This window comes from Ruminiclostridium sufflavum DSM 19573 (genome assembly GCF_003208175.1).
In the GTDB taxonomy this organism is placed as follows: Bacteria; Bacillota; Clostridia; order Acetivibrionales; family DSM-1351; genus Ruminiclostridium; species Ruminiclostridium sufflavum.
Genome location: NZ_QKMR01000013.1, coordinates 18,551 through 32,450, shown reverse-complemented (window position 1 = coordinate 32,450; position 13,900 = coordinate 18,551). Strand labels below are relative to the sequence as shown.

Annotated in this window: 8 protein-coding genes and 1 riboswitch; of the genes, 5 read left to right on the top strand and 3 right to left on the bottom strand. The window is 38.6% G+C overall.

The window, feature by feature from the left end; translation table 11 throughout:
* Nucleotides 1–84 precede the first annotated feature (84 nt).
* Entirely contained in the window at nucleotides 85–2,934 is a 2,850-nt protein-coding gene (locus LY28_RS11325) for a phosphodiester glycosidase family protein (protein WP_110462310.1), read from the top strand.
* A gap of 280 nt (nucleotides 2,935–3,214) precedes the next feature.
* Here LY28_RS11325 and galU read toward each other — a convergent pair whose 3' ends face one another.
* Nucleotides 3,215–4,087 carry a UTP--glucose-1-phosphate uridylyltransferase GalU gene (galU, locus tag LY28_RS11320; protein WP_110462309.1) on the bottom strand — a complete coding sequence of 291 codons (873 nt, stop codon included), beginning with the start codon at nucleotides 4,085–4,087 and terminating at the stop codon, nucleotides 3,215–3,217.
* A 503-nt stretch (nucleotides 4,088–4,590) separates the two neighbouring features.
* A riboswitch (FMN riboswitch) is annotated at nucleotides 4,591–4,721 on the top strand.
* 166 nt (nucleotides 4,722–4,887) lie between these two features.
* Here galU and LY28_RS11315 point away from each other — a divergent pair.
* Complete coding sequence (locus LY28_RS11315) at nucleotides 4,888–5,439, top strand: ECF transporter S component (protein ID WP_110462308.1); 552 nt, start codon at nucleotides 4,888–4,890, stop codon at nucleotides 5,437–5,439.
* A gap of 431 nt (nucleotides 5,440–5,870) precedes the next feature.
* Nucleotides 5,871–6,164 (top strand): hypothetical protein, encoded by a 294-nt coding sequence (locus LY28_RS11310; RefSeq protein ID WP_110462307.1) that lies wholly within the window; start codon nucleotides 5,871–5,873, stop codon nucleotides 6,162–6,164.
* A 272-nt stretch (nucleotides 6,165–6,436) separates the two neighbouring features.
* On the opposite strand, the gene LY28_RS11305 is transcribed toward LY28_RS11310, so the two are convergent.
* Nucleotides 6,437–8,344, bottom strand: a complete 1,908-nt coding sequence (locus LY28_RS11305) for a glycoside hydrolase family 3 protein (protein ID WP_242981242.1) — start codon at nucleotides 8,342–8,344, stop codon at nucleotides 6,437–6,439.
* 229 nt (nucleotides 8,345–8,573) lie between these two features.
* Between LY28_RS11305 and LY28_RS11300 the strand changes: the two genes are divergently transcribed.
* Entirely contained in the window at nucleotides 8,574–9,536 is a 963-nt protein-coding gene (locus LY28_RS11300; protein ID WP_110462306.1) for an acetylxylan esterase, read from the top strand.
* 73 nt (nucleotides 9,537–9,609) lie between these two features.
* On the opposite strand, the gene LY28_RS11295 is transcribed toward LY28_RS11300, so the two are convergent.
* Nucleotides 9,610–11,085: a methyl-accepting chemotaxis protein gene (locus LY28_RS11295; RefSeq protein ID WP_110462305.1), complete on the bottom strand. Its 1,476-nt coding sequence runs from the start codon at nucleotides 11,083–11,085 to the stop codon at nucleotides 9,610–9,612.
* A 320-nt stretch (nucleotides 11,086–11,405) separates the two neighbouring features.
* Between LY28_RS11295 and LY28_RS11290 the strand changes: the two genes are divergently transcribed.
* Nucleotides 11,406–13,862, top strand: a complete 2,457-nt coding sequence (locus LY28_RS11290) for a glycoside hydrolase family 94 protein (RefSeq protein WP_110462304.1) — start codon at nucleotides 11,406–11,408, stop codon at nucleotides 13,860–13,862.
* Nucleotides 13,863–13,900: the final 38 nt, after the last annotated feature.

Here is a 13,900-nt window from a genome sequence, read left to right as displayed (position 1 = left end):
TATTTTTTTGCATTACAGATACTTACAATTGTAGACCAGCTGCTTATGATCTACTAAAATCATATTGTTGGGGGTAATTTTTAAATGAAAAAATACATAAGAAAAAGTCTGGCACTTATATTGTTGTCGGCTGTGTTAATGACATCCTTGAATACTGCTGCTATTGCCGCACCGCAGGTTATAAACCAAACAGTAGAAAAGCAGAATATAACCTCCGGAGTGGTTTTGGAGAAGTATAACCGCTTTACTACCAGCGGATGGATAAAATCCAATGTGCTCAGAGTAGATTTGTCAAATGAAAATGTTAAGGTGGATAGTCTTATCAATAAGACTAATATTACCAAGATATCCACTGTTAAAAATCTGGCTAACGCCAGCGGAGCGCTAGCAGCCGTCAACGGAAGCTTCTTCGATATGAGTTCGGGAGATGCATACGGTCCTGTTATGTCTTCAGGTGAATTCGATGTGGCAATGACAAAAAACAATACAGATTTAGCAACCTTTTCTCTGGATGATATGAACAATGCCTTATTTACATATTGGAATACAAAAGTCGAACTAATAACGCCGAGCGGAGAGCGGAAAGCAATTGCTGCATATAACAGATACACCGGTTATTATAATATGAACATGTACATAGTAGATTCCAAGTGGGGTCAAAAAACCCCAGGTGTCACATCTACATACCCCGAATGGATGGAAATGGTTGTCGAAAACGGAGTTGTTAAAGAATTCCGCGAAAACATGCCGGGAACAGACATACCTAAAGACGGGTACGTTGTCATGGCTACCTTCGGTCAGCAGAAGATTCTTACCGACAACTTCAAAATTGGCGATCCCGTTGATTTTGATGTGACATTGAATATAGATTCCGATAATATGAAGATGGCTCTTACAGGAGGCACCCTTCTGGTTAAAGACGGTAATGTTGTCACAAATTTCACTCATTTATCTACATCTGCCGGAACAAGAGCGCCAAGAACTGCCGCAGGCACTACTGCCGATGGCAAAACTCTCTTAGTCGTTGCTGTTGATGGCCGTACAAATACAAGTATAGGAATGACTCAAGCAGAATTAGCCTCTTATATGAAAGAGCTTGGTTGCGCTTACGCAATAAACTTTGATGGAGGCGGTTCTACAACCATGGTTGCAAGAACAGCCGGAACAACCAGCCTAAGCACAATCAATGACCCTTCGGACGGGTTTGAAAGAGGAGTTTCAGCTTCTCTGGGTATTTTCTCTATAGCACCCAAGGGGCCTGTAGATTCTCTTCTTGTCACCGCATATGAAAATAATGTTTTTGTCAATACCTCCCGGGCCTTCACTGTAAAAGGTGTTGATAAATATTTGAATCCTGTGGATATCAATTCCGATGATATTAAGTGGTCAGTATCAGGGGTCACCGGCACCTTTAAGGGGAACACCCTATTCCCTACTTCTACCGGAGAAGCTGTTGTAACAGCCACTTTGGGTGAGACAGTTGTCGGAACCTGCAAAATTAATGTACTAAGCAATCCTGTTAAATTAGACCTGAATGTCTCTAAATTAAATACCCAAGCGGGCAAAACAACCACCTTTGCCGTTAAGGGAACTGATAAATACGGATTTAGCTCCAGTATTCATCCTTCTCATATTAAGTGGGGTGTAACCGGAAAAGTAGGAACCGTTGATTCCAATGTTTTTACTGCGGCTGAAAAGGGAACAGGTTATGTTTCTGCCGCACTTGCCGGGGTTTCGGCGTATTGTCCTGTATCAATAGCCCAGCCCGGTGAGAAAAAGGTTATTGAGGATTTTAAATCCGACAGCATGAAGCTTGACCTTTCCTCACGATCTGTAACAGCGACATACTCAAAAGCATCAAATTCTTATAAATCAGCACCCTATTCAGCAAAGCTTACTTACGACTTTACCAAGGATGTCCAGAATAGCAGAGCTGCTTATATAAACCTCCCTAATGGAGGCTATGCTCTGGATTCCACTACTTCAAAGCTGGGGCTGTGGGTTTACAGTTCCGCTAAAAAACCGGTCTGGATTGGTGCAATGGTATATGATAAAAAGGGAAATGTCTATTATAAATATTTCTCAAAAGGCATAACCTGGACAGGGTGGAAATATCTCGAGGTCTCTCTTGAGGATATTGGCACTCCAAGTAAGATTACAAAAGTTTATGCTGTTGAAGCAACAAAAACAAAAGCATCCGGCACACTCTATTTTGATGACCTGACAATGTATTATTCCGGATATCCCGCTGTTGCTGCAACAAAAGCAACAACCAGCACTGTTCCTGCTGACCCTGAATATAAAAATCGTACCGTAGCAGGCTCAGATTCTTTCACTTTTTCGGTATTTGGACAGTCACAAATCTACAATGCAGAGAAAAACAAAACACAAGTAACCCTGCTTACTTCTCTCGCAAATAAAATAAAAAATAATTTCGGCGCCTCAGCAGTTGTGGGCAAGGCTGATACTCTTTCTGTAAACACTAAAGTACCATTTGTATCAACTACATCAGGCTATAAAGCAATAGATAAAAACGGCAACAGACTTGTACAGCTCAAAACCTTTAAGGGAAACAGCATGAGACTCACCGATTCAAATCAATGGTTCTGGTTCAAAAACCAGATAAGCTCCTTTACGGGCAATAACTTGTTTATATTCCTTGCCATAAGCCCTGACAGCTTCAGCGATGCCAGCGAAGGGGCTCTTTTGAAGGAAACACTTGCAAGCTATAAAAAGCAGAATCCTGACAAGAATGTTTGGGTATTCTACTATGGTACAACAAATGCCAGCCATATGCAGAACGGAATAAAGTATATCTCTACTGCCGGCTTTGATAGTCCAGGTTTCAGTGATAAAAATACAAGTGCCGCGAAATTTGTTACAGTTAAAACAAAAGGAAATACCGTTACATATCAATTTAACTCTTTTAATTAGATGATATAAAAAACAGTGAGACTCTGCTTCACAGAGTCTCACCAAGGTTTCCTTTTTATAAATATGGAAAAGCAAGTTCTCAACCTCAGTTGTTTATATAAACTACATTGAATTCATTTTTATTCCGCGCCGGCATTGCCGGCGTATTTTTTTATAGGAATATCCGGAGCTTCAAGAAATAAAATAATTCCTCCAAAGTAGTCTCGTGTATCTACACTGTCTGCTTTAGAGGAACCATATAAAACTTCCTAACCGGCTTTGCTTTTGCAATAATCATACATTAAGGCAATTGTTCTATTTTATTTTTAAGGAATGCTGCAAATTCACTTTTCAAGTCCTCTCTCTTCAGGGAAAATTCTACTGTTGCCTTCAAAAAGCCTATCCTGTCGCCTACATCATATCTGTCGCCTTCGAAGTCAAAAGCATACATAGCTTCTTTTGCCATTAATTTTTCGAGTGCATCTGTCAGCCATATTTCACCATTTTTGCCCGGCACTGCCGACTCGAGAAATTCAAATATCCGAGGTGAAATAATGTATCTTCCTAATATCGCAATATTAGAAGGTGCCTGCTCTACCTCCGGCTTTTCAACAAGCCCCTTTACCTTGTACACCCTCTCGTCAATCTGATTTCCTGCTATAATACCATACTTTGTAACATCCTGAAGAGGTACCTTTTGAACCCCCAAGATAGTTGTTTTATATTCGTTGTAAACATCCATAAGCTGCTTAATACATGGCTTTTGTGAGTCAACGATATCATCTCCGAGCATTACTGCAAAAGGCTCATCTCCAATAAAGGACTTGGCGCAATATATGGCATGTCCTAGCCCCTTCGCTTCCTTCTGCCTGATATAATGGATATTTGCAATATTTGATATTCCCTGAACCTCACTTAAAAGATCCTGTTTTCCTTTTCTATGTAGTTCTTCTTCAAGTTCATACGATTTATCGAAATGATCCTCGATAGCTCTTTTATTTCTTCCTGAAATTATAAGTATGTCCTCAATGCCTGCATTAGCGGCCTCTTCAACAATGTACTGTATTGTAGGCTTATCCACAATTGGAATCATTTCCTTGGGCTGAGCCTTTGTAGCAGGCAGAAATCTGGTCCCAAGCCCTGCGGCTGGTATTATTGCCTTTCTTACCTTCATATTAACTATCCTTCCTTTCGCTGTGCTCAAGGCACAAAAAATTATGAAAGCAACTGTGGAGAGCCCTGCAAAACAGGGTTATGCAAGTTCTCTCATAGCTGCTTCACTGCTCAAAAACACACTATATTTGTACAAATTCTGCTTTCGAGCTTTTCAAGTTAACCTCCATTTCGCCGATACCACCGGCGACACAAATAGTAAGGAAAAAGTGTATGGTCATTGCTTGATTGCCAAAAATACTGTTATTACATACCCAATTTTAACACACATATCTTTGCTCTAACAGTACAAATTAAAATTATAATCACTATTTTCCAACCAAGCGCTGAATCTCAATAGGTATTTCCAAAATAATCAATCTATTTTTGTACTTGCTTAAAATATCTTCACTTAGTGAAGCCAATTACAGCTCGGACAAAATATCGGAATCAGCCTCCGCCGATATTAATTGACTTTCAGCTGCTTTTATGTTATTATTTCGCTATTATATAGTGCTTAAAATTACGTATCTTCGGGGCAGGGTGCAATTCCCTACCGGCGGTAATGTGCATATTATATGCATTAGCCCGCGAGCGAAAGCAGACATGGTGAGATTCCGTGGCCGACAGTACAGTCTGGATGAAAGAAGATTGACGATTAAACTGAGTTATCGTTGCCCTGTGGATTTATTTTACCACAGGGCTTTTTATTGTGTAACTTTGCTCAATAACAGTTGAAACCAGACTATCAGCCGACGATATTAAAGAACTTCTTTCATTTATATAAGCACATTTATTTTACAACCTTAAGGAGGTTTTTGTATGAATAAAAACAGTACCAAAAAGCTTACAACAATGGGAATTTTAATTGCAATCTCAATTATTCTCATTGTTTCACCTCTGAGATTTCCCTTTCCCGCGGCGCCCTTTCTGGAATACGATGCCGGGGACATTCCGATACTGATAGGCAGCTTTATTTTTGGTCCCCTTTCAGGGATTCTTTTGACTGCAGTAACCTCAGTCATTCAGGCTATGACAGTTAGCAGCGCCAGCGGATGGGTAGGATGCTTCATGCACATTTTCGCCACATCAGCTCTGGTCGGCATAGCATCAGGCATATATTTCAAAAAGAAAACATTAAAATGGGCTGTTACAGGTTTAGTTCTGGGAAGCCTCTCAATGACAGCGATAATGATAGTACTTAATTTAATTATTGACCCAATATTTTATGATATGCCCATAGAAACTGTTAAGCAGCTTATCGTTCCTGCAATATTACCTTTTAACATTATGAAGGCAGGAATAAATTCCTTTATTACGCTTATAATTTATAAGTCTGCAGGTGGCCTTTTGGAGCGCACAATAAAAAAATAAAATGAATAAGTCCGGGATATATTAAATATATTGTATTATTTGTATTTAATTGATTTATTCCTTATTAAAAGCCAGCCTTAAAACGATATCAGCCTAAAACGTTAATATCGCCGCGAAGGCTTGAAACCATACTTGACTTTAGTCAGCTATTACGGCTTATATACAATAATAATCTGTTTAATATCATAAGAAGATGTTACTGTGACTAAGGACTGAGGGAAAACCCATAAATCTGATAATGGCAAAAGCTGTGAACCTATACTTAACTATAGTAAAATATAAAAAAATAGAAATTATATATTTACAATGAAATCATTAGCACGTATTATTATATATAATATCTGTTTATTATTTGCTGATAGGTTTCAGCCGCCAAAAACCTACTTAAATAATAATTTAACTAATGCGATAATTGCGGGGTGATATTGTTTATGGAATTTTGTAAATGTGGTTCTTTAAAAATTAATGGAAGCTGTACTAACAAAAAATGTGAACATCACATTAAATCAATGATTGAGGTAGCTACTCCTCAGCAAATTGAATATATTAAGGAACTTGCAGATCAGTTGGCTGAAGATATCAGCGAAATTAATTTTGAAGCTCTCAGTAAATCCGAAGCTGTGGATATTATTGATGAGTATATGGAAAAAATTGAAGATGCTGAGAAAAAACTATCGCCGGATACAGCATTACTCGAGGATGAAGAAAATGATGATGAACTATAAAAAATAATTCAACAGAAGGCGGGGATCTTAATAATCCTTGCCTTCTTTCTGTTGATAACTTATAAATTTCTGTTTTATTCCCTGTGTGGATATGTGAAGAAAATCATGTACTGATTTCTGAACAAGCTGTAAATCAAGTGTTTACGCATTATGTCAATGTTAGTATTGTGTGCAAATCGGTCTGTGCATAATGTGCATAAGTCTGTTAATAAAGTAATATTGCACTTTAAACTGCTGTGGATAACTAAAGCCAATCCCGTAATTGACTTTTCCTACTTTTTAATGCTTAAACCATATCCGTAAGGAAACAATGCCTCATAACCATCAGACTGATTATTTATCGTCATTGGAAGCTGCTTGTAATTTCTTGGCCAGGTTACAGGAAGTCTGGCTTCAAATTCATAATCGTCATACAGCACCTTTGCGATCTCTCCTCCCTCTGTGCCCGGAAGCCATGCTTCCACAAAGCCATCCCACTTATCTATCTCATCAGTTATTATTCTTGGTCTTCCTGATACGAGAATAACAACAAGCGGTTTTTTTGCTTCATATGCAATTTTCAGTGCAGCGGCATTTTCCTCCAATACAGTTCCCCTTTCCAGACTAAGGCTCTCATCGTCTCCCTTTCCCTCGGCATATGGATACTCTCCTATTACAGACACGATAACATCCGCATCCTTTAATTTATCCGGCTCGGTAATAATAGTGCCCCCACTTTGACTAGCAATTTCTTTAAAGCCATCTAAAATTGTCGTACCACTCATCCAACGGCCTTTATTAATATCATCCTGACCACCCTGCCATGTTTTAGTCCATCCTCCGCACTGTACGCCAATATTATCTGCCGCAGGCCCTATTACTGCTATCTTTTTACTTTTATCCAAGGGCAATACCTTATTTTCATTTTTGAGCAGGACTAGAGATTTCCTGACCGCTTCCTCCGCAATTTGCTTGCTTTTATAATTTCTGAGTATAAAAGCCTGTTCTGTAGTATTCTTACCTTCAAATTTGCCCATTTCCATCTTAACCCTTAGAACTCGTGCAACAGCATCATTTATACGCTCCATTGCTATCTCTCTGTTCTCTATAGCTTTAATCAAGGCCTCGTAGCATTCCTTCCATGACAAATCTTCCATAAGAACATCCACACCCGCGTTTACCGCCTCAACAACCCTGCTGTATATAGTATCTCCGTCCAGCTGATGTATTCCGTTATAGTCACTTATAACTATTCCCTTAAAGCCTATATCGTCTTTTAAAACATTTTGCAAAAGATTTCTGTTACTGTGATTTTTTTCACCGTTTATACTGCTGTAGGATACCATAATGCTTTTTACTCCGGCATTAACAGCTTCCCTGTATACCGATATATAGTAATCATTTAATTCCTTCTGGCTTATTCTGGCATCCCCCTGATCCATTAAATAACTGCTGTCACCTGTTCCGAACTCAACAGCCCCATCAGCCACATAATGCTTTGCACATGCTATTATGCCATTTTCCTGCAATGCAGTTATATAAGGAATTGACATTATACTTACCAAATCAGAATTCTCGCTGAAGCATTCGTATGTCCTGCCCCATCTTATATCATTACTGACAGCAACAGTAGGCGAAAAGGTCCAATCAACACCTGCGGCAGCTAACTCCTTGGCATTATCAACTGCTATTTTCTTTATAAGCTCGGCATCCCGGCTTGCTCCCAGCCCTATGTTATGGGGGTAAATAACAGTATCCTCCATGTTATTATTTCCATGTACGGCATCAACAGCATAAATAAGCGGAATACCCAGTTTAGTTTCCTTAGCTGCCTCTTTATATCTTTCAATCATCTTACGCCACTCGCCCATGGTATTTTCATCGGGGGTAGACCCTCCTGCCGCAAATATTGAGCCAATATAATACTTTTTTATATCTTCAATAGAAATTGTTCTTCTCTCTACCTGAAGCATTTGTCCCACTTTTTCTCCCGGAGTCATTTGCTCCAAATAATTCTTAATATTTTCATCAACTGTAGCTGAGCTGTCATAAATTGCCCCTAGTCCCAGAGTCTGCTGACTTAATGTACTCATGGCAGATTGTTTTGCCGGAAAAGCTTCCTTTTGAAGATTATTGCAACCGCAAAGCAATCCGGTTATTAACAGGATTGCTGATATTTTTTTAATAAACCTTTTTATCAATTTTAGTGCCTCCTCTATATTGTAATATAATCTTATTAAATTTTTAGTTAAATTACAATAATAAAAACTCCTTTAGTCAAGTCTGCTCCCACCCGTTTTAAAATAGTAAAATCTTGTTTTATATAATCTGCAGGGGTTATAATATAATTACTTTTATCAACACTGCTTAAACATACAAAAAAATGGCAAGCTGATATTAAGTATATTAAACCTAAGGAGGATTTTTCAAATGCTTCAGCCCTATGATTTGCCTCTTGAACAACTGAAAAAGTATAAGCCGGAGCTTACAAGAGAGCATGATTTCAATGAATTTTGGAGTATGTCCTTAAAAGAATTATCCGCTGTACCTCTTCATTATACCTTAACACCGATAAATTTTCCTGTTAAGGGCGTAAAGGTCTTTTCGGTCAATTTTACCGGATTTAACAATTCCAATATACAAGGCTACTTTGCGATTCCTGATAAGCCGGGAAAATACCCCGGGCTAATGTTATTTCACGGCTATAACTGGTGCTTTGACGGCAATATCGGCGACACTGTAAACTGGGCTTTACACGGATATGCTGCCTTTCAGATGCTTACACGCGGACAGCAGGGTTACAGCTCTGACAATGTTATTTCCTCGGCAGGTTCCCCTGCAGGCTGGATGACTAAGGGCATCCTCAATCCAAAGGAATACTATTACAGGGCAGTTTATCTGGATGCGGTCAGAGCACTGGAAATACTTGCGTCATTTGATAATGTGGATGCCGAAAAAATCGGTGTGCACGGAGGAAGTCAAGGCGGAGGCCTTACTCTTGCATCAGCCGCACTCAGTGATATTCCGGCAGTAGCTGTTGCTGATTATCCGTTTCTCTCAAACTTTGAAAGGGCAATAGATGTAGCACTGAGTAATCCTTTTAACGAAATCAATGAATTTTTCAGACGCAATACCGCACCTGAAATTGAAATACAGGCCAAGAAAACTCTTTCTTATTTTGATATAATGAATCTTGCACCTGATATTAAATGCCATACTTGGGTAAGCGCAGGCTTGGTTGATGATATAGTTCCGCCTTCAACAGTGTTTGCAGCTTATAATCATATGGTATGCTCAAAGGAAATATCTGTGCACCGGTATTTTGGACATGAGTATATTCCTGCGACAGTCGTTCCCAAGCTCAGCACATTAATGGAATACTTACAGGACTAAAAGACCTTTAAAATCCCCAAATACAGGGATACCTGCATAATAGCCGATATCCCTTCGTCCTGTTTGTATTTAGCTATTTTGCATACTCCTTCATTGCCTCTGCTGTTTTAATAATTTCATTTAATTTTATCATTAGTTTTTCCAAGTTATGTATATTTGTGTTCGCCATGGCATTTGCCTGCTGTGAGCCTGCCGCAGTTTCCTCACTGACAGCTGCAATCCTATTAATGCTTTCAATAATTGACTCGTTTGAGTCTACAATAGTTTCTATTTTATAATTTATCTCTTCAACATTATGAGATAGTTTATTTGTGTTATTACTTATATGGCTGTAAATATCCTTTGTATTTACAATAAACTCATTTTGCTCCTGATTTGCATCCTTCATACACCTTATTTGATCCACGCAATTATTAACTGTTTCATTTAATTCATTGATAATTGTGTATATTTTTGTTGATGATTGTTTGCTCTGGTCGGCAAGCTGGCGAATTTCATCAGCAACCACCGCAAAGCCCTTACCTGCTTCACCGGCTCTTGCAGCTTCAATAGAAGCATTCAGAGACAATAAATTTGTTTGTGCACTAATATCTGATATTATCGTCGTTATTCCTAATATTTCAGAAGTCTTATTTTCCAGCTGAGCCATCTGGTCTTCAACCTTCAGACTTTGCTCATTTACTATAAGCGCCTTTTCATTAAGCTGGTTAACAATACCCAGTCCTTTCTTTACATCTTCTGTGGAATTCTTAGACAGATCACCCATTTGAGCGGATAACTCAGAGGCTTTTTGAATTAATTCTCTTATTTTCCCTGTTGCATCAGACTGCTGTGTCATATTCTCGGAGGTATTCTGAGCACCCTTTGAAATTTCATCAATAGCACTGCTGACCTGACCTGTTGAAATATTAAATTCTTCCATAAAGCTTTGAACCTCTCTTGCATTTCTGTCCAGAACACCAGCGGCTTCTAATATTTTTGAAAGAATTTCCTCCTGTTTTTCCTGCTGCTTTTTTATACTGTCAATTTTATCGAAACATAGTTTGTTTGATAGCTTAGTAGAAAGAGTAATCGCTGTTCCGAATAAAAATATCGCAGCAAACTGAATGGTTAAATCTGTAGCACTTCTTGCATCCACAGCATCAAACAATATTTCCTGCGCCATTACCGCAATATTCAGGACAAATACATATGAATAGCTGTAAACAGTAAGCTTCAGGTCAAAATATAATAAATACATTACTATAATCGGGAAAATATATACAAAAGCAAGCCTCGTAGAAGCTGTGACCAAAGCAATCGTATATATTATTAAATACCCACCCATTGTTATATACTTTATTTTTCTATTTCCTGAATTTTTAACATATAAGATGATTGCAACAGTAATTGGAATAATTACAGCCAGAACAAATGCAATTATATACTCCTTTGTTTTTGTTCCCTTGAAATACTCTAATGTATAACCGCAAACAAGAAATAAGCTTAAAATAGAGTTTATTATTAACACTGCCTTGTTAACTAAATGCTCCTCATTATTATTTATCATTATTTTCTCCTCCAACTAAAATATATATATCAATATATTACCACTTTTTAAATATTATACAATTGGTTGTAAGAATTTGTGGTTAAAAAATGTCAGTTATTATCAATCAAACAATATGCTGTACATATTTACAATGCATTCCGACTATTTGTTTAAATTTGAGCCTGAGTCCTCTTTGCAGGGCAAGCCGGCTTAAAAAGCTATTTTACATCTCCGGCGGAAATATAGCTTACTTTTAGTAAAATATATGGTATTATTGCTTAGTATATTAAAATAATGTATATATTAGAAATAAGAGTTGTTTTGGAGGTGCTTTATAAATGAATTACGGTTATTTTGATGAATTTTCCAAGGAATATGTTATTAATCGCCCTGATACACCAGCCCCATGGTGTAATTATCTGGGTTCTGTTGATTACGGTGCAATTATATCTAATAATGCCACTGGCTACAGCTTTGTTAAATCCGGTGCTTCAGGCAGAATTATCAGATTTAGATTTAATTCATCATCCAATGATCAGCCCGGCAGATATATATATATTCGTGATAATTCAGACGGTGATTTCTGGTCCGGTTCATGGCAGCCTGTTTGTAAGCCGCTGGACAAATACAAAAGTGAATGCCGCCATGGTACGGCTTATACTCAATTATCCTCAAAGTACAGAAACCTTGAAACAAAAACCCTGTATTTTGTGCCTCTGAATGAAAGCCACGAGATATGGCAGTTTAAAATCAAGAATACAGGCAATGCACAAAAGAGCTTATCCGTTTACGGAATGGTTGAGTTTACAAATCATGACCATTATGAAAACGACACAGTAAATCTTCAATACTCACAATTTATAAGTAAAACATATTTTAAAGGTGACCATATTCTTCAAGTAATTAACGAAAACGGCAGTGAAGCATCAAGTGATGTTGACGGTCACTGCGATGTAATGGGCGACCCGTCCTGCAGGTTTTTCGGTGTCGCAGGACAGACTGTTTCTGCATTTGACGGAGAAAGAGATGCTTTCATCGGCAATTACAGAAATTATGGCAATCCTATTGCCGTTGAAACCGGCAAATGCTCAAATACACCTGCTTATAACTGCAATTCTTTCGGAGCTCTTCAAATAGACATTACCTTAAAGCCCGGCGAAGAAAAAGAAATGTTATTTGTTCTCGGTTCAGGAAATGAAGCTGTCGCAAAAAATGTTTTAGAAAAATATAGGGACAAGGTCTCAAATAAAGTCAATGCTACTGCCGGTAAGCAGTTCGAAGCGCTGAAGAAGTTATGGCATGCGCGTCTGAATAACCTGCAGGTCAACACTCCTGATGATAACCTTGATAATATGGTTAATGTATGGAATGCATATCAGTGTTTTATTACCTTCCTTTGGTCAAGAGCAGCCTCTTTTCAGTATTGCGGCCTGAGAAACGGCCTTGGATACCGTGACACTGTTCAGGATATTCAGGGTATCATTCATCTCGATGACAGGCTTGCAAGAGAAAGACTATTATTAATGCTGAGCGCACAGGTTTCCAACGGAGGAGGGCTTCCTCTTGTAAAGTTTGATCATAAAGCAGGAGAAGTTTCAACACCTGATGAGTCTGAGTATGCCAAAGCAACAGGGCAGTCCTACTATAGAGCCGATGATGCTCTATGGCTTTTCCCTACGATTATTACCTACATAAAGGAGAGCGGTGATTGGAGCTTCATTGATGAGGTTATTCCATATGCGGATAAAGGTGAAGCAACGGTTTATAATCATTTAAGACAGGCTATCCGGTTTAATCTTGACAGACAGGGCAATCATGGCTTCCCTGCCGGCTTATTTGCAGACTGGAATGACTGTTTGAGACTTGGACCAAAAGGTGAATCAATGTTTGTCGCTTTCCAGCTTTATTATGCTTTAGCTATTTTCAAGGAGTTTGCCGTAAAAAAATCATTAAATGAGGATGCAGCTTGGGCAGATAGTCACTTGAACAGGCTAAGTGCACAGTTTGAGCAGTTTGCATGGCAGCAGGACCAATATGTACGCGGCTTTACTGAGGATGGTTATACTATGGGAGCAAAAGAAAATGCGGAAGCAAATATATGGCTGAATCCTCAGACCTGGTCAGTTATAAGCGGAGCCGCAGAAGGAGATAAAGCAAAAGCTGTGCTGAACAGCGTTTACAGCAAGCTTAATACAAAATATGGAGCAAGGCTGTTCTATCCTCCCTTCAAAAAGTACGGTATGCCTGTGGCAAGAATGGTTCTCTTCAATGAAGGCACAAAGGAAAATGCCGGCATTTTCTCACAGCCTCAGGGATGGCTCATCCTTGCAGAAACTATTGTGGGAAACGGGAACAGAGCGTATGAATATTTCACAGAAATAAATCCTGCGTCTATGAATGACAATGCTGAAATAAGAAAGCTGGAGCCTTACGTACACGGTCAGGCAACAGAAAGCATAGATACCTTGAATCATGGCCGTTCCCATGTACACTGGCTTACAGGAACAGCCTCGACTGTTATGGTTTCATTGGTCAACGGTATTTTAGGGTTACAGCCTCAATATGAAGGAATCAGTATAAATCCTTGTATTCCTTCAAAGTGGGAAGCTTTTTCCATGAATAAAATATTCAGAGGCAAAATGCTCAATATCAAAGTTGAAAATGTCGAAGGAGTAGAAAAGGGAGTAAAGTATATCGTCGTGAACGGTAAAAAATCTGACGGCTGTTACATCAGCTGTGAAGAATTATCCGAAGTCAATGATATTTTGGTTGTAATGGGAAAGCAGAAACCTTGAGATAAGCACTAACTTCATAAAAACTACCGACGCCGGCA